The organism is Dongia sp. agr-C8 (assembly GCF_054658695.1).
In genome coordinates this window covers 766,151-782,756 of the sequence record NZ_BAAGHZ010000003.1, presented here as the reverse complement: position 1 = coordinate 782,756, position 16,606 = coordinate 766,151, and the positions used below count along the sequence as shown (strand labels likewise).

13 protein-coding genes are annotated in these 16,606 nt (G+C 66.3%); 5 read left to right on the top strand and 8 right to left on the bottom strand.

What is annotated here, in order from left to right; all coding sequences use genetic code 11:
- The first annotated feature begins 47 nt into the window (after positions 1 to 47).
- The gene (locus ACYQ4T_RS17935) at positions 48 to 437 is read left to right on the top strand and encodes a hypothetical protein (RefSeq protein ID WP_459856973.1); all 390 of its coding nucleotides are present in this window, start codon (positions 48 to 50) and stop codon (positions 435 to 437) included.
- On the opposite strand, the gene ACYQ4T_RS17930 is transcribed toward ACYQ4T_RS17935, so the two are convergent.
- The 3 genes from ACYQ4T_RS17930 to pip form a co-directional block, all read right to left on the bottom strand.
- Positions 374 to 2,044 carry a glycoside hydrolase family 17 protein gene (locus ACYQ4T_RS17930; protein ID WP_459856970.1) on the bottom strand — a complete coding sequence of 557 codons (1,671 nt, stop codon included), beginning with the start codon at positions 2,042 to 2,044 and terminating at the stop codon, positions 374 to 376. The genes ACYQ4T_RS17935 and ACYQ4T_RS17930 overlap by 64 nt on opposite strands.
- 10 nt (positions 2,045 to 2,054) lie before the next feature.
- Positions 2,055 to 4,700 carry a glycosyltransferase family 2 protein gene (locus tag ACYQ4T_RS17925; protein WP_459856968.1) on the bottom strand — a complete coding sequence of 882 codons (2,646 nt, stop codon included), beginning with the start codon at positions 4,698 to 4,700 and terminating at the stop codon, positions 2,055 to 2,057.
- A gap of 262 nt (positions 4,701 to 4,962) precedes the next feature.
- Positions 4,963 to 5,913 (bottom strand): prolyl aminopeptidase, encoded by a 951-nt coding sequence (pip, locus tag ACYQ4T_RS17920; RefSeq protein WP_459856966.1) that lies wholly within the window; start codon positions 5,911 to 5,913, stop codon positions 4,963 to 4,965.
- A 38-nt stretch (positions 5,914 to 5,951) separates the two neighbouring features.
- Here pip and ACYQ4T_RS17915 point away from each other — a divergent pair, with 38 nt between their 5' ends.
- From ACYQ4T_RS17915 to ACYQ4T_RS17905, 3 genes are read left to right on the top strand one after another with little or no spacing between them, the layout of a single operon-like run.
- Positions 5,952 to 6,779, top strand: coding sequence for a thermonuclease family protein (locus tag ACYQ4T_RS17915; protein WP_459856963.1), 828 nt, complete (start codon positions 5,952 to 5,954; stop codon positions 6,777 to 6,779).
- A 5-nt stretch (positions 6,780 to 6,784) separates the two neighbouring features.
- Positions 6,785 to 8,362 carry a M48 family metalloprotease gene (locus tag ACYQ4T_RS17910; protein WP_459856961.1) on the top strand — a complete coding sequence of 526 codons (1,578 nt, stop codon included), beginning with the start codon at positions 6,785 to 6,787 and terminating at the stop codon, positions 8,360 to 8,362.
- A 9-nt stretch (positions 8,363 to 8,371) separates the two neighbouring features.
- Complete coding sequence (locus ACYQ4T_RS17905) at positions 8,372 to 10,222, top strand: adenylate/guanylate cyclase domain-containing protein (RefSeq protein WP_459856958.1); 1,851 nt, start codon at positions 8,372 to 8,374, stop codon at positions 10,220 to 10,222.
- Here the strand turns inward: ACYQ4T_RS17905 and ACYQ4T_RS17900 are convergent.
- Entirely contained in the window at positions 10,203 to 11,015 is an 813-nt protein-coding gene (locus ACYQ4T_RS17900; RefSeq protein ID WP_459856955.1) for a hypothetical protein, read from the bottom strand. The genes ACYQ4T_RS17905 and ACYQ4T_RS17900 overlap by 20 nt on opposite strands.
- A 172-nt stretch (positions 11,016 to 11,187) precedes the next feature.
- On the opposite strand from ACYQ4T_RS17900, the gene ACYQ4T_RS17895 reads away from it, so the two are divergent.
- Positions 11,188 to 12,102 (top strand): DMT family transporter, encoded by a 915-nt coding sequence (locus tag ACYQ4T_RS17895; RefSeq protein ID WP_459856953.1) that lies wholly within the window; start codon positions 11,188 to 11,190, stop codon positions 12,100 to 12,102.
- Between the two features lie 153 nt (positions 12,103 to 12,255).
- Here ACYQ4T_RS17895 and ACYQ4T_RS17890 read toward each other — a convergent pair whose 3' ends face one another.
- The 4 genes from ACYQ4T_RS17890 to ACYQ4T_RS17875 form a co-directional block, all read right to left on the bottom strand.
- Positions 12,256 to 12,777: a CarD family transcriptional regulator gene (locus tag ACYQ4T_RS17890; protein WP_459858059.1), complete on the bottom strand. Its 522-nt coding sequence runs from the start codon at positions 12,775 to 12,777 to the stop codon at positions 12,256 to 12,258.
- Between the two features lie 456 nt (positions 12,778 to 13,233).
- On the bottom strand, positions 13,234 to 13,569 hold the full coding sequence (fdxA, locus tag ACYQ4T_RS17885) for a ferredoxin FdxA (RefSeq protein ID WP_459856951.1): 336 nt from the start codon (positions 13,567 to 13,569) through the stop codon (positions 13,234 to 13,236).
- A gap of 145 nt (positions 13,570 to 13,714) precedes the next feature.
- Positions 13,715 to 14,104: an RNA-binding S4 domain-containing protein gene (locus ACYQ4T_RS17880; RefSeq protein WP_459856949.1), complete on the bottom strand. Its 390-nt coding sequence runs from the start codon at positions 14,102 to 14,104 to the stop codon at positions 13,715 to 13,717.
- Complete coding sequence (locus ACYQ4T_RS17875) at positions 14,101 to 16,542, bottom strand: helicase-related protein (protein WP_459856947.1); 2,442 nt, start codon at positions 16,540 to 16,542, stop codon at positions 14,101 to 14,103. The genes ACYQ4T_RS17880 and ACYQ4T_RS17875 overlap by 4 nt, the downstream gene beginning before the upstream one ends.
- Positions 16,543 to 16,606 lie beyond the last annotated feature (64 nt).

Sequence of the window (16,606 nt, the reverse complement as noted above, 5' to 3'; positions counted from 1 at the left end):
GTGAAATTCCTGGTATCGCTCAAGCGCCGCCCCCCGCAGGGACCCAGATGCCGAACTCTACCACACTCATCGAGGATAGCCGACGCCGCGGGTCGGTCAGAAAGGCCTGGCTGGTGCCGCTGATCCTGGGCGCCGCAGCGCTCACTTTGGCGCTGGTCATCCGCTATGTCTGGATCGAATCGACCGAGATCGGCCTCGCCTGCGCGGCCACGCCTGCACCCTGGTGGTGCGAGCCGCGCTATATCGTGATCCGCACCCATCAGCTCGACGTCTGGGGACTGGTCGCCCTGGCCGCCGGGCTGATCAGCCTGGTGACGCGCTGGTATTGGCTGGCGCTGGTGGCGCTGGTGGTCGGGCTGCTCGGCCTGGTGCTCTACAACACCGGGCTGGCGGCGGTCGGCTTGCTGGCGGGATTGCTGCTGATCGTCCGGCGCTGAAAGATCCCGCGCCAGGCGCCGATCCCCGGCACGGCCAGCAGCAACGTCAGCACCACCCAGATATCCGACATCAGGTTGAGCGGCGTCTCGTTGACGAAGACATAGACCGCGGTCCCGGCCAGCAGCAGCGCGAAGCCCGCTTCTTCGCGCCGGTCGGCCAGCGCAGCGAACAGACCGCCGCGCGCGATATCGGCGGCGAGGAAGAACAGCGCCGGCACCAGATAGGCCGCGATCGGGAAATCCTTGTAGCGCGGGTCGAAAGACAGACCCAGCGACACCGTCGCCGCACCCAGCAAGGCAGCTAGGCGCAGCACGGCGAGGCTCTCACGGATCGTGGGGCCGCGCAGCGGGCGGCGGATCCAGGCGATGCCTTCCAACAGCGAAGCGCCGCTGTCGCGCAGACGGCCGGCCAGAGTCACCGCGATCAGCAGCACGGCGGTCGCCAGCGTCTGGATGCCGATGGCGCATTCCAGCAGCCATTCCCAATTGCTGCGCGCAGCGAGCCAGGCATGCGGGAAGTGCAGCACGAGCGCGGCACCGGCGAGCATCGCGCCGATCGCGCTGAGGAAGCGCGCGGCGTTGCCGGTTGAATGGCGCCAGAAGCGCGCGACGACGAGAATGCCGAGACCGAGCACCAGCGAGACGCCGGCGAGACTGGGCCAGCTGGGATAGTTGCTGACCGGCTGATCCCAGGAGAATTTCGGCGTGCGGTCCTCGTGGAACAGGCCCCAGAATCCGCCCGCCGTGCCTTCCTGGTAGCGCTTCCAGGGCTGGTCAAAGGCTTCGATGAAATTGTAGTCGAGGTCGTGCGCCTTGGCGTAGACCAGGAACTCGCGCAGGTAGCGCGCCTGGTTGACGATCGAGGGCGCGGCATCCTCGCGCCACCGGCCGGCGCTGGGCCAGCCGGTCTCGCCGATCACGATCTCGCGGCCGGGAAACTTCTCCTGAACCTCGGCGACGATGGTTTCGAGATGCTTCACCGCCGCCGAGACCGGGAGCGGGTCGTCCTCCCAATAAGGCAGGATATGGATGGTGATGAAATCGACCGCCTGCTTCAACACGTCGGGGGCGCGCAGCCAGAATTCCCAGACGTCGGCATAGGTGACCCTGGCGCCGCTCTCGGCCTTAATGCGCTTGGCCATCTCAGCCAGGGTCTCGCCGGTCTGCTCGCCTCGCAGCAGCACCTCGTTGCCAACGATGATAGCCTTGACGGTTTCGGGATGCGCCTTGGCGAGTTCGATCGCCGTCTTGATCTGCGCCTCGTTGTCGACCGGGTTGCGGCCGATCCAGATGCCCAGCAGCACCTTCATGCCGAGTTCGGCGGCCACCGGCACTGCCTGGTCGATGCCCTGGTTGACGGCATAGGTGCGGATGCAGTCCGTGACCGGCTGCAGCTGCTTCAGATCTTCCTCGATCTGCGCCTTCGGGATGATCATGGTCGGATCGAAGGGGGTCTGGTCGCCGCGGAACGGCGTGTAGCTGGCGCAATGCAGCTTGGCTTCCGGAGCGGGCGGCAGGTCAACCGGACGGCCGAGCCAGGCCCAGGCCGCCACCGTCAGTGCGACCGCCACGAGCAGTGGCGGCAGCCACAGGAAGATACCCCGCATGTCCTCGCCTCTATTTCGCGCGGCCGAGTTCGGTGCCGAGCGCGATGCCCGGCAGCGGTTCCGCTTCCTTCTTCGGCAGGACGGCGATCATCGACATGATCAGCGCCGAGACGAAGGGCAGCGATTGCACGAACAGCAGGATGCCCCAGAGGAAGGCGGCCGGCTCCCAGGCGCCGCGGGTCATCACCACCCAGACGCCGCTGCCGATCAGCACGGCGGCGATCAAGGTCTCTTCCCAGGCATCGACGAAGCCGCGCACGAAGGCGGGCGCGTTCTCCATCTTCGGCGTGCGGTGGAACGGCAGGTTGTTGGTGAAGGTGCCGCGCCAGACTGCCTTCGCCACCGAATAGGAAACCGCAAGGCCCGCGATCGAGGCGCCGAGATTGTCGAGGAAGCCGCAAGGCACCTTCTGGGAATAGAGCCAGAGCGACTTGCCGACCTTGAAGAAGAACATGCCGAGCGTGACGATGAGATAGAGCGTCAGCGGCGGCTGCATCATGTTGGGGGCAAGGATCATGCCCGCGGTCCAGGCGAGCGCCAGCAGGATGAAGGAGAGCTGCAAGCCATCGGCGATCCAGGGCAGCCAGCCCGCCAGGAACTGGTAGCGCTGCTGCGGGTGGAGCTTCGACTGGCCGAAGGGCAGGAGCTCGCGCCAATGCCGCTTCATGATCATCATCGCGCCATAGGCCCAGCGATAGCGCTGCTTCCTATAGGCGACGAAGCTGTCCGGCATCAGGCCCTTGCCGTAGCTCTTCTCGGTGTAGACCGCGCGGTGGCCGGCCTCGAAGAGACGGAGGCCGAGCTCCGCGTCCTCGGTGATGCACCATTCGGCCCAGCCGCCGACCTGGACCAGCGCAGACTTGCGGATGAGCGCCATGGTGCCGTGCTGGATGATGGCGTTCTTCTCGTCGCGGGTCTTCATGCCGAGGAAGAAGAAGCCGGCATATTCCCAGAAGCACATGCGCTTGAAGAGATCGCCGGCGGCGTCGCGATAGTCCTGTGGCGCCTGCACCAGCGCCACGGTGGGGTCGGCGAAATGCGGCGCGAGATCGGAGAGCCAGTTCGCGCGCACGATATAGTCGCTGTCGATGGTCGCGATCACCTCGGCATCGGGATGGGTCTGGGTCAGCGCGTAGTTCAGCGCGCCGGCCTTGAAGCCCGGCCATTTCGGCAGGTGGAAGAACTTGAAGTTCGGACGACCGAGCGAATTGATATAGGCCTCGACCGGCTTCCAGACCGCATCGTCCTTGGTGTTGTTGTCGATGATGAGAACTTCGAAATCCGGATACTGGAGCCGCTCCAGCGCCTGGATGGTCTCGATCATCATGTCCGGCGGCTCGTTGTAGCAGGGCACGTGCACCGAGACCTTCGGTGTCTTCCAGCGCCGCGGCACCGGCGGCGGGGCGAGGCGCCGCATGGTCTGGCCGAGCCAGAGGTTGACCGCCATCTCCAGGCCCTCGACCAGAAAGATGACCAGCAGCAGCAGGATCGCCGGCGCGATCATCACCAGCGCCACGATGTCGAGCCAAGTGAGATAGAGCTGGCTGTACTGGGCATAGACCCAGACGCCGATCATGATGCTGCCGCAGCCGAGCAGGGCGACGAAGAAGCGGCCGATCCGCGTCAGGCCTAATTCGCCGCGCATCATCCAGATCGCGAAGGGCAGACCCAGTGCGAGCGTGGCGATCGCCAGCCATTGCCAGTTGGCGTAGTTCACGAGCGTGCCCTGCAGCGCCGGCTTCAGCTCGCGGTCGGCGTTCCAGATGCCCCAATAGGCGCCGACGCCGCCCTCGGTCTTGATTTTCCAGGGCTCGTCGAAGGCTTCGATGATGTTGTAGTCGAGGTCGGATTTCTTGGCCTCGACCAGGAACTGGCGCAGGAACCGCCCTTGCTCGATCGGCGACGCGACTGCGCCTTCGCCGCCATAGGCACCGCTCTTGTCGACGCGGGTCAGGCCCTCGCTCGGCCAGCCCACTTCGGCGATCAGGATGCGCTTGTCTGGGAAGGCCTTGCGGAGCTCGTTGTAATGCACCATCACCTGGTCCACCGCCTTGTCGGCCGGGACGCCGTTCCAGAACGGCAGGATGTGCACCGCGAGGAAGTCGACTTCGTTAACGAGATCGGCGTTCTTCGGGTCGAGCCAGACGTGGAACGGCTCCGCGGTCGAGACCGGTAGATCGGTGCCCGCCTTCACCTCGCGGATGTAGCGGATCAGGTCTGCTTTTTCGACCAGGTTGTGCAGCAGGCTCTCGTTGCCGACGATCACCTGGTTGACCGAGCCGACCTTGTTGGCGATCGCGATGACGTTGCGGACTTCTTCCTCGTCCTTTTCCTGGTTCTTGTCGATCCAGGCGCCCGCGGTGACGCTCAAGCCATACTGGCTGGCGAGCGCCGGAATCTGCGCGCTGATGCCGGTCGCTTCGTAGGTGCGGACCGAGCGAGCGCGGCCGGCGATCAGCTGCAGGTCCTGCTTGATCTCATCGATGGTCGGCTCGCGCTTGGCGAGCGTGTTCGGGTCCTGGCGCCAGGCCGAATAGGAGAAGCCGGCGATGTCGCCCTGCCAGGGATCCTGCTCGACCGGCCGGTTCATCAGAACCCAAGCCGCGGCAAAAATGGCCGCAGCGACGAGGCCGATCAGCCAATTGGACAACCGCATCTTGTATTCCCGGCAATTGCGACTTCGATGCCCCGGCTTGTCTGCCGGTTGAGCACGTTACCGCACCGCAGCAGATTCGGCTTTTTCCGGTCCATTTTCAAGGGACTCGGTGGCTTTCTTCAGGCAGGACACAGGCCTTTGATCGCTCGCTGTATCACGGGCGCGCGCCTGGGATCACAACTCGAGGCATGAGCCCGAGTTCCCAGGCGCCGGCGCGCCGCGACGGCCGGTCGCGGCATTCGGCGCGGCGCCCTCCGAGGGCCTAGGCGACGTCCTTGAAGCGGTCCATGGCCGAGCACAGCGCGGCGCGGATACCGGGCTCCATGGCGGAATGGCCAGCATCGGGGATCACCTGATAGGTGGCTTCCGGCCAGGCTTGGTGCAGCTCATCGGCGGTACGGATCGGGCAGACCAGATCGTAGCGGCCCTGGACGATCACGGTCGGGATCTTGCGGATCTTATCGACGTTCTGAAGCAGGAAGTTCTCGGGGAGGAAGATGTCGTTCTTGAAGTAATGCGCCTCCATCCGCGAAAGCCCCAGCGCCAGCACATCGCCAGCAAAGGCCCGCACCGTTTCCGGGCTCGGCAGCAGGGTCGAGCAGGAACCCTCGTAGACGCTCCAGGCCCGCGCCGCCGGCATATGGACCGCCGGGTCGGGGTGCATCAAGCGCTTGTGATAGGCGGTCAGCAGATCGCCCCGCTCGGCTTCCGGGATATGACCCGAGAAGTTGCGCCAGGCCTCCGGCGCCAACTCCCTGAGGCCGTAGAGGAACCAGTCGATCTCCGACTTGCGGCAGAGGAAGATGCCGCGCAGCGCCAAGGCTCGCACCCGGTCGGGATGATGCTCGGCATAGGCGATGGCAAGCGTCGAGCCCCACGAGCCGCCGAACACCACCCATTTGTCGATGCCGAGATGCTCCCGCAGCTTCTCGATGTCGGCGATCAGCAGCGGCGTGGTGTTGTCGCGGATCTCACCCAAAGGGCGCGAGCGGCCGGAGCCGCGCTGGTCGAAGATGATGATGCGGTAAAAGCTGGGATCGAAGAAGCGGCGATGGGTGGCATTGGCCCCCGCCCCCGGCCCGCCATGCAGGAACACGACGGCCTTGCCCTTGGGATTGCCGGACTGCTCGTAATACATTTGGTGCAGGCTATCCAGCTTGAACATGCCGGTGTCGAAGGGCTCGATTTCGGGGTACAGGTCTTTGCTCGCCATCAGCGATGATTCCGCGTGATTTGAGGGGGAACTTGAGGGTGGATCAGCCTTCTTACACGTCCCGGCGCGGCCTGCTCAACCTGATTATCGGCGGACTCCTTGTCCTTTCCGACCGGCCGGCGCGTGGCCAAGACATTCCCGCCCTGACGGGGCTGTCGCCGCCGGAAACCGCCACCGTCGCCTCCGTCATCGATGGGGATACGCTGCAGCTCGGGGACGGCACGACACTGCGCCTTGCCGGCATCGAAACCCCGAAGCCGGGCCTGGCCCCGGGTGACGCGGCCATGGCCGGGCTGGCGGCGCAGAGCGAGGACGCGCTGAAGTCCCTGATCGCAGCACAACCGATCGCACTCCGCCTGGACGCCGGCAAGCAGGACCGCTACGGCCGGCGCCTGGCGCAGGTCTTCAACAGCAAGGGCGACTGGCTGCAGGCGGCCCTGGTCGTCGCCGGGCATGCGCGGGTGCGGGGCGACGGCCGCAACCGGGCGGGGCTCAGGATGCTGCTGGCGCTGGAAGCAAAAGCCCGCGCCGCCGCGCAAGGGATCTGGCGGCATCCGGCTTTCGCGGTGCGCCTGGCCGACGATCCGCAGCTCGAGCAGTATGCTGGCAGCTACCAGATCATCGAGGGCCAGGTCTTCGCGGCGGCGCTGGCCGGCGGCATCGGTTACGTAAATTTCGGCCCCGCGCGCGAGACCGATCTGACCCTGGTTCTGAAAAAGCCAGCCCTGGACCTGTTCTACCGGGCGATGTTTGATGTCTCTTCGTTAACCTCGAAGCCGATTCGGTGCCGGGGCTGGCTCGACCTCTTTGACGGTCCGAGAATCGATATCAGTCACCCGGAACAGATCGAAGTGCTGGAGACTTGACCCCCATGAGCCGTTCCTCCGAAACCCGCATGGCCGATCCCCGCAAGGTTCTCTCGGCCGCCCTGCTCCTCGCGACGGCATCGGTCGCCCTCGCCGGCTGCGCCACCGCAACCAGCCCGGCGACCGGCCGGCAGTTCCTGTCGCCGATTTCGGAAGCGCAGGAGAACCAGATCGGCGCCGAGGAGCATCCCAAGATCCTGGCGGAGTTCGGCGGCGCCTATAGCGAGAAGCCGAACCTCAACGCCTATGTGACCCAGCTGGGCAATGCCGTGGCCGCGAATGCCGAGCGCAAGGACGTGCAGTATACCTTCACGGTGCTCAACAGCGAGCAGATCAACGCCTTCGCGCTGCCGGGCGGCTATGTCTACATCACCCGTGGCCTGCTGACGCTCGCCAACAACGAGGCGGAGATCGCGGGCGTGCTCGGCCATGAGATCGGCCATGTCAACGCCCGGCACACTGCCGAACGCATGGGCCAGGCGCAGAAGGCACAATACGGCGCCATCGCTGCGCAGATCCTGGGACAATGGATCGGCGGCGATACCGGCCAGCAACTGGCCGGCGCGGCGGCGGGCGAGATCGGCGCCAACTATCTCGGGCATTATTCGCAGCAGCAGGAATTCGAGGCGGATTCGCTGGGCGTGCGCTACCTAACCAGGGCGAGCTACGACCCGCAGGCCATGGCCACCTTCCTCGAAAGCCTCAACAACGAGACCCATCTCGAAGCCCGGATCGCGGGCAACGAGGCGGCGGCCGACGCCTACAGCATGAAGCAGTCGCACCCGCGGACCCCCGAACGCGTGCAGCGCGCCATTGCTGAGGCCAATGTCCCGGTCGAAGGCGCCGTCATCAACCGCGACCGCTTCCTGCAGCAGATCGACGGCATGGCTTGGGGGCCGGATCCTCGCGACGGCGTGATCGAGGGCACGACCTTCATCCATCCGGGGCTAAAATTCGCCTTCGAGGCGCCGTCGGGCATGAAGCTGCAGAACTCGCCCGAGGCGGTGGTCGGCCAGAGCCAGAGCGCGGCGATGGTGTTCGACCTGGCGCCCTCGGCGCCGAGCGGGTCGCTCGAGCAGTATGTCGCATCGCAATGGCAAGAGGGGGCAACGGTCGCCGACGTTCAATCCTTCGAGGTGAACGGCATGGAAGCCGCGACCGGAATTGCAAAGGGCAGCATCAACGGCACGCCGGTTGCGATCAGGATGGTGGCGATCCGCCAAAGCGCCAAGACGGTCTACCGGTTCATGTATGCGACGCCGCCCGCCAACTTCAACGCCGCAGACCGGCAGTTTATCGCCTCGGCGCAGAGCTTCCGCAATATCAGCGCCGAGGAGGCTTCCGGCTATGCGCCGAAGCGACTCCGCGTCATCACCGTCCGGGAAGGCGACACGGTGGCGTCGCTCTCGCAGCAGATGCAGGTCGAGGACGATCCCGTGGGCTGGTTCCGCGTGCTCAACCATCTCGGTCCGAGCGATCAATTGCAGGCCGGGCAGAAGGTCAAGATCGTGGTCACGAGTGGCAGCGCGGTTTCGCAGCGCGCGACTGACGAGAAGAGAGGGTGGGCCGCGGCGGCACCCTGAGGCTTTTCCGTGAAGCGGTATCGGGCACCGATCTGGCTGGTGTTCGCCCTGGTGTTCGGCGGCTTGGTGACGCTGACTGCCGGCGCGATCGGCTTCCGCCTGTTCTATTCCGCGTTCAGCGCGACCAACACCTATGCGCGCGACCGCGGCGATGCGGCCCTGACCGGCATCGAGGAAGCGGTGCGCCAGGAGATGCGGCCGGCCGAGGAGCAAGGAGAGTTCCTGTCGGGGTATATCCTCTCCGGCAAGGTGCGGATCGACGACGACCAGCGGATCTCTGACCTGCTGCTGGGGTCGCTCGCCTCGGCGCCGCAGATCTTTGCCGTGGCCTTCATCCGGGCCGACCTGCACGTGGTTTCGGCCGCGCGGGACGTCAACGGCGAGGCCTTCGCCACGGCGGTAGAGAACGAGGTCAGCAATCCGATGTTCCGCCTGGCACTCCGCAGCGGGGCGTCGATGGACAAGCCGGGCTGGGCGCCACCGATTTACGCCAAGGGCATTCACTCGAGTGGAGTGCCCTTCGTGGCGCCGCTGCGCAAGGACGGCCGGATCATCGGCGTGATCACCGCCCTGATCTCGCCCCGCGCCATGGCCAAGCATATCCTCATTCAGACCGGCAATTCCGGGCTGCCCGGTTTCGTCCTGATGGGCGACGGCCGCGTGCTGGTGCACCCGGAGGTCGCCGATGGCAGCTACGTCGCCACGGAAGAAAAGCCACTGCCGGAGATTGCCGACCTCCAGGACCCGCTGCTCCGGGGCTTCCAGCCGGACAGCTGCGACGACGAGGCGGCGCGTTTCATCAGCGCACGGGCGAATTTCCGGGTCTGCGAGGGGGTCGGACCCGCTGAAGAATACCTCTTCGTCTATCGCAACCTGATCAGTGACATGCATCCCTGGACCGTGCTGGTCGCCGTCCCGCAATCGGCCCTCACCGATGTCTACAGCAACCTGTTCAAGGCGCTCACCGTCTCGCTCATCATGCTGGCCGTGGCGATCCTGGCGGGTGTCGGACTCGGCTGGCTGTTCGCCCGGCCGATCCACGGCTATGCCCGCGCCGCCCGTCAACTGAGCGCGCTCGACTTCGACAATGCACCTCAGCTCAAGGGGAGCTGGCTCAGGGAATTCGACGTCGCCGCCGAAGCCTATAACGGCATGCGCTCGGGCCTCACCTGGCTCTCGACCTATGTGCCCCGCACCCTGGTACCGGCGCTGATGGAGCCGGACAGCGCGGAATCCTTCACCGCCAAGGAGCGCGAGGTGACCGTGCTGTTCACCGACATCATCGGCTTCACCGCAATCGGGCATCGCTTAGGGCCTGCGGCGCTGGCACGATTTCTCAACCGGCATTTCGAGATCCTGGGCGAGGCGATCGAGGCGGAAGGCGGCACCATCGACAAGTACATCGGCGATTCCGTGATGGCATTCTGGGGCGCCCCCACCGCGCAGGGCGACCACGCCGAGCGCGCGGCGCGGGCCGCGGTCGAGATGGGCCGGCGCCTCCGGGCCGACAACGCGCGGCGCAAGCGCAAGGGCCTGAACCCGATCCGGGTGCGGATCGGCCTTCACACCGGCACCGCGCTGGCTGGCAATATCGGCGCGACCGGCCGGATCAACTACACGCTGGTCGGCGAGACGGTGAACGTGGCGCAGCGGTTGGAGCAGTTCGCCAAGGAGATCGACGACGGGCATTCCGAGGTGATCATCGTCGCCAGCGCCGACGTCGCCGGCCGACTGCCGGTCGAGATCCCGCAGCAGCCGCTGGGCCGGCATGCCGTGGTCGAGCGCGCGCCGCCGATGGAGGTCTATCGCCTGGGCGGCGAGGACACGGAGACGCGGAGCGTCACGCCTCCACGAGATTGAGCAACTCGCCCTTGGGATCGATCAAGGCGGCCAGGGCCTTGCCGCCATAGCCGCAACCGCCGTCGATGGTCAACGTGAACGGGCCGGCGCTCGGCCCCTGATGCGCATGATCATAGCCGCGCACCACCCGCAGGAATTCGCCGTAGGGGTGATTAAGCTGCGCGAAGCCCGGGCTGCCCCACCAGAGGCTGTCGCCCTGCGCCGAGAGCGGGCGCTCGGGATCCAGGCCCGCATGGACGAAGAGCAGGCCCTGGTCGTCGGTATAGGCGGCGCGGCGGGTGGAGGACATCAGCGCGGCATGGCCCGGTTTCGCCTGCATGGCGGCACGCAAGCTGTTGGTCCAGCGTGTGATCGCCATGGCGCCCTCTCGGCAATGGATGATGCCCTGGGCCGGATCGCCGCCATAGGCCGTGATGGTTGCGCCGACGCCGTGCTGCAGCATCCAGGGCAGCACCTCCTTCGGGTTGGGCGCGAACTGGAGCTGCAGCAGCTTCGACCACATCTCCTCCTGCTGGCCGCGCAGATAGACGACGTCATAGGCGAACATGCCCGGACGGGCGATGATCTGACGGCGGAAAGCGATCAACTCATCGACCGTGCCGGCCACGTCATGCCCGCGCCCGAGGTAGCCGCCGAGATAGACGATGCGGTCGCCTGGCTCAAACAGCGGCTCGATGAAGGCATGGAGTGCGCGCAGCCGCATCATGTCGCCATGCACCGGCGAGATCGCCCAGACGCGTTTGGCGCGGCGCAATACCGCGAACTTTTCCGGCTCCTGAGCGGCGTCCTGCATCTGCTCCGTCTCTTCGATGCGGGCGCGAATCGCTCGCCAGATCGGGCTCGAGTCGCGCGAATCGCAGCTTATCAGCTTGCCCGGCATTTCTGCACTGACCGCGCCGCCTCGTTCGGTTATATGCAAGCCGGGGCGGGTTGGTTCCGCCGAAGGGCGTATCGGGGACTTTCGCATGCGCGGTCACGCAGACCGGACGATGCTCGGCACCGGCCTGGGCTTTCTCGCTTTCGCGGTGCTCGCGACTGCGGACGCCCTCACCAAATTCCTCTCGGCACGCTATACGGTCTTCGAGATCGCCGCCATCGACGCGGTCTTCGCCCTGTTGACCGCCTTGCCGGTGCTGGTGCTGTGGGAAGGCTTCGCCAGTCTCCGGCCATGCCGGCTTGGCCTGGTCGTGGTGCGTTGCACTCTGGGCGCCGCCAGCCTGGTCCTTGCCTTCGTTTCCTTTTCGCTGATCCCGCTGGCGGATGCCTACACCATCGCCTTCATGACGCCGCTCCTGGTGACCGCGCTCTCGGCTCCGCTGCTCGGCGAGCATGTCGGCTGGCGCCAATGGGTCGCGGTGGTGATCGGCTTCGGCGCGGTGGTGCTGATCATGCGGCCGGATTTCGGCGCGGTCGGCGGCGATCGGATGGGCTGGGGCCAGTTGGCGATGGTGGCTTCGGGTGCGCTCTTCGCGCTGTCGATGTTGATGCTGCGGCGGATCGCCAAGACCGAATCCAGCGGCGCGCTGCTGCTGGTCTATTTCGTCATGCTGTTCGTGATCAGCCTGCCCTTCGCGCTCGGCGACTGGCGCATGCCCGATGCGATGGATTTCGGGCTGATGGCGGCGACCGGCGCCTGCTCCGGTCTCGGCAACCTGCTGCTGATCCTCGCCTTCCGCTATGCGGCGGCGGCCCTGGTCTCCTCCTTCATGTATTCGCAGCTGATCTGGGGCACCGCCTTCGGCTTCCTGCTGTTCCAGGAATTGCCGGATGCCATCACGATCGGCGGCGCCGCGGTGATTATGCTCTGCGGACTCTACACGCTGCTGCAGGCCGCGAAGACGGCACGCAGCGAGGGCGTGATCGCGCCAACATCGGATTGAGGATACAGAAATCGGACACCCCCGACGGATGACGCCGCTTGGGGAAGCGGTGATGCCATCCGTCGCTTGCGGTTGGGACCGCTGGGGGCCTCTCCGAGGAGAGAGCTCGCCGGCGAGGCTGACTTAACCCCGCCGATCTCGAGAGCGGCGGCTCTAGGCCGCCTTCAACACCTGATGCAGGCGCTGGGTGGCCTGCGTCTCGTCGATCCCATCGATCGCCGCCAGCTCGCGCACCAGGCGGTCGAGCGCCGCCTGATAGATCTGCCGCTCGCTGTAGGACTGATCCGGCTGGTCGGCGTTGCGATGCAGGTCGCGGACGACTTCCGCGATCGACACCGGGTCGCCGGAATTGATCTTGGCTTCGTATTCCTGGGCGCGGCGCGACCACATCGCGCGCTTGACCCGCGAGCGGCCCTTCAGGGTCGCCAGCGCCGTCTCCATCACCTTGCGCGAGCTAAGCTTGCGCAGGCCCGAATTCCGCGCCTTGGCGACCGGAACGCGGAGCGTCATGCGGTCTTTGTCGAAGCTGATGATGATGACCTGGAGCGTGTGGCCGGAAATATCCTGGTTCTCGACACCCAGCACCTTGCCGACGCCATGCGTCGGGTACACGACGAAGTCGCCCTTCTTGAAGCCGGAGTCCTTGTCTTTCGCCTTGGCCGATGCCGCCGGCACGGCCTTCACCGCGGGGACCGCCTTCACTGCCGGAGTCGCCTTTGCAACTGTCTTCTTCTTATCGACCACGTTTCGCTCCCAATCCGATTCATCAGGCCTAAAACAGGCAGGGCGGCGGCCACCATCAGCCGACGCAAGATCGTTCCTCACCCGGGCACCCTGAACTCACTGGTCCGACCGAAGCCAGACCCACGCAGGGCCCATGGCGGGGCACAAGCAACGCCTCTCCGGATAGAGCCTATCCGAATTGCGTCATCCCCGATTTGAGGCTTGGACGGCGCGGAAATTAATAACTTTTCCGCCGAAAACCGCCCGAACGACCTACGCGAAATATATACCAGAAAGGGGGCTGGAATTCAAGGAAACGCAGCTATGCGCAGGCCGCACCGGTGCTTAACGGGCTGCGGAATCCAGACCTAGCGGCGCGTCCCCCAACCGCCTTAAGTAACTGAAATGTCAAACCTTATCTGGATTAGCGCTGAAATGCTTCTCGAACTTGTCCGGCACGCCCTTCCACTGATCGGCGTCGGCTGGCGCCGCGCCCTTCCGGGTGATGTTGGGCCATTTCGTCGCATATTCGCGGTTAACTTCCAGCCACTTCTCCATTCCACTCTCGGAATCCGGCAGGATGGCATCGGCTGGACATTCCGGCTCGCAGACGCCGCAGTCGATGCATTCGTCGGGATGGATCACCAGCATGTTCTCGCCGGCGTAGAAACAGTCGACCGGGCAGACCTCCACACAGTCCATATACTTGCACTTGATGCAGGCCTCGGTGACGACATAAGCCATTTGGGCAACTCCGAAACTACACCGGCTCTTGCGGGAACCGGGTGATTGGACAGGCAGGTGGGCTAGCTAGCATAGCCCCTCCCCGCCCGCAATGACCGGGACAGCGCACACTGCGGTCAGGGGAATGTTGCGGACCGCGTCCGGTCTATTCGTCGGATCGGAGGCGATCGGTTTGGCGGCGTTCGCGCTTGGTCGGGCGGCCGGTACCCTCCGCGCGGATGGCGACGGAGGGTTCCTTCGGCGGCGACGGGCTCGGCTGCGGCGGCTCGAGGTCCTCGTAGAGCAGCCGCGCTTCCGGCGCCGGGCCGCGGCGGACACCAAGGGCCAGCACCTTGATGACGCGGATATGCGGCCCGAGCGGGAAAGTGAGGACGTCGCCCGGCCGCACCGCGTGATGCGCCTTCTCGGTCGGGTTGCCGTTGATTCGGAAGCGCGCACCGGCGATCAGCTTCGCGGCCAGCGAGCGGGTGCGGGCGAAGCGGGCGTGCCAGAGCCACTTGTCCAGGCGCAGTGATGCCTCCTGGATATCGCTCATCGCTTGAATTTCATTCCAGCGAGAGCGGCGAAGGGCGAGCCTGCACGCGGCTCGGCAGGCGGGGCCGGCCGGCGGCGTCGCGGCTTGGCGAAGGTGCGCGGGGCACCTTCCTCGGGCTTGTGCGGATGACGCGCGTAATAGCCGAGCGCGCGCATCACCGGCTCGAGTTCGCTCACGTCGAGGCGGCAGGCAGCGGCAGTCTCGGCATCGGCCCTGATCGCACCGGCCTTGGCGCGACGCCGGAGCAGTGCCGCGACCCGTTCCAGGGCGCCGAACTCGAAGACCTTACCGCCGATCCGGCGCTTGCCGACAGCGAGCAAAGCCGCTTCATCCGGCTCCGCAGCCGCGTGGCCGCGATGCACGGCCAGCAGCAACCCTAAGAGCTTGCGCTGACGCTTGTCGCCGAGGCCGCCGATCCAGACCGTCTCGCGGCCGAAGCGCAGCCCGAGCTTAGCCAGCGCCGCACGATCGGCATCGCCGAGGCCCTTCAGCGATTCCTGCAAACGCTCGGTCGGCAAGGCGCCCAGATGCTCGATCAGCTGGAACACGATGCCGCGGGGGATCGGCGTTAGGTCCGCCTTGCCGGCGAGATGGAGAGGCCTGAGGCGGCGGCGGATCTCGGATTCCACGAAGGCCTTCAGCCGCTCCTCGACCGCACGGCGCTGGCGGCCCTCGAGCAGATCGTCCTGCAGCAGGCGGAGGCCGGGCCTCAGCGGCGTGTCGCCGGCGGTCAGCATCGCGATCTCGGCGCCGTGCCAGGAGATCCGGCCGCGCAGATCGAGCCGCAGATCGCGATCGGTCTCGGCCACCAGGTTGGCGACGCGGGCGGCGACCACCGGATCGAGGATGCGCCGCGCGGCGGCGAGCAGCGCCCGCACCTCGTCGGGTTTGGCATCGGCGGCGCGCTGGAAGTGCAGGCCGACCAGGCGGCCGACGGTGTGGCCTTCGACGGTGACGCTGTCGTCGTCGTTGACCGCGCCGTCGATCTCGTCGCCGGAGCGCAGGCGCCGGTGCAGCACCGCATGGCGGCGGTCGACGAAGCGCTGGGTCAGCGCCTGGTGCAGGGCTTCCGACAAGCGGTCCTCGATCGCCTGGGTGCGGCCCTGCCAGTGCCTAGGATCGACGACCCAGTCGGCGCGGTGGGCGACGTAGCTCCAGGTGCGGATATGGGCGATCCGGCCGGTCAGCTGGTCGATGTCGCCGTCGACGCGATCGAGCCGCGCCACCTGGTCGGCGACCCATTGGTCGGGCAGCGTGCCAAGTTTGGTCAGATGCCGGTAGAGCTGGCCCAGGAGCCGGATATGCGCATCGGCCATCAGCTTCCTGAAGTCGGGGACCTGGCAGACTTCCCAGAGCAGCTCGACGCGCTCGCGGCCGACCGCGAGCTCCGCCAGTTCCGGATCCTTGGAGAGCAGTTCCAGCGCCTGGTGGTCTTCGGCGCTGCCCTGGCGAATGAGGCCATCGACCGGCGGACGTTCCTGGAGACTCCGCTGCAGCGTGATGACGCTGCGGAAATCCAAACGCGAATTGCGCCACATCAGATGGCGCAGCGGATCGAAGCGGTGGTTCTCCACGGCTTCGACCACTTCGGGATCCATCGGACCGACCTCGGCCGTGGTGCCGAAGGTGCCGTCGGCCATGTGCCGGCCGGCGCGGCCGGCGATCTGCGCGATCTCCGCCTTGGTCAGCGGCCGCGGCGTGATGCCGTCGAACTTGCGCAGCGAAGCAAAGGCGACGTGCTGCACGTCCATGTTGAGGCCCATGCCGATCGCGTCGGTCGCGACCAGGTAATCGACCTCGCCGGATTCGTAGAGCTCGACCTGCGCGTTGCGGGTGCGCGGACTGAGCGCACCCATCACGATCGCGGCGCCGCCCCGCTGCCGGCGGATCAGCTCGGCGATCGCATAGACATCGGCGGCCGAGAAGGCGACCGTCGCCGAGCGCGGTGGCAGGCGGGTCAGCTTCTTCGGCCCGACATAGCTCAGGCTCGAGAAGCGCGGGCGCTGGATAAACTCGGCACCGGGCACCAGCGTGCGGATCCAGCGCGAGGCGGTCTCCGCGCCCATGAACATGGTCTCGGAGATGCCGCGGGCATGCAGCAGCCGGTCGGTGAAGATATGGCCGCGCTCGCGGTCGGCGGCGAGCTGGATCTCGTCGATGCCGACGAACGCGACCGGCTTGTCGAGCGGCATCGATTCGACGGTGCAGATGAAATACCGCGCCGAGCGCGGGATGATCTTCTCTTCGCCGGTCACCAGGGCGGCGGCGCCCTCGCCCTTCGCCTTGACCACCCGCTCGTAGTTTTCGCGGGCGAGCAGGCGCAAGGGGAAGCCGATCATGCCGCTGGCATGACCGAGCATCCGCTCCATGGCGAGATGGGTTTTGCCCGTATTGGTGGGCCCGAGCACGGCGGTAACGCGCGGTGCGCTCCCGTTCATGCTTCCCAATGTCGGGGCTAACTGCCTGAAATGCAAGGGGCGGATCGTTCGGGGTGCGCCCGAA

Excerpts from the sequence above, each read along its gene's own strand:
- ACYQ4T_RS17935 (WP_459856973.1), top strand. The coding sequence starts at position 48 with ATGCCGAACTCTACCACACTCATCGAGGATAGCCGACGCCGCGGGTCG.
- ACYQ4T_RS17930 (WP_459856970.1), bottom strand. The coding sequence starts at position 2,044 with ATGCGGGGTATCTTCCTGTGGCTGCCGCCACTGCTCGTGGCGGTCGCA.
- ACYQ4T_RS17925 (WP_459856968.1), bottom strand. The coding sequence starts at position 4,700 with ATGCGGTTGTCCAATTGGCTGATCGGCCTCGTCGCTGCGGCCATTTTT.
- pip (WP_459856966.1), bottom strand. The coding sequence starts at position 5,913 with ATGGCGAGCAAAGACCTGTACCCCGAAATCGAGCCCTTCGACACCGGC.
- ACYQ4T_RS17910 (WP_459856961.1), top strand. The coding sequence starts at position 6,785 with ATGAGCCGTTCCTCCGAAACCCGCATGGCCGATCCCCGCAAGGTTCTC.
- ACYQ4T_RS17900 (WP_459856955.1), bottom strand. The coding sequence starts at position 11,015 with ATGCAGGACGCCGCTCAGGAGCCGGAAAAGTTCGCGGTATTGCGCCGC.
- ACYQ4T_RS17895 (WP_459856953.1), top strand. The coding sequence starts at position 11,188 with ATGCGCGGTCACGCAGACCGGACGATGCTCGGCACCGGCCTGGGCTTT.
- fdxA (WP_459856951.1), bottom strand. The coding sequence starts at position 13,569 with ATGGCTTATGTCGTCACCGAGGCCTGCATCAAGTGCAAGTATATGGAC.
- ACYQ4T_RS17880 (WP_459856949.1), bottom strand. The coding sequence starts at position 14,104 with ATGAGCGATATCCAGGAGGCATCACTGCGCCTGGACAAGTGGCTCTGG.
- ACYQ4T_RS17875 (WP_459856947.1), bottom strand. The coding sequence starts at position 16,542 with ATGAACGGGAGCGCACCGCGCGTTACCGCCGTGCTCGGGCCCACCAAT.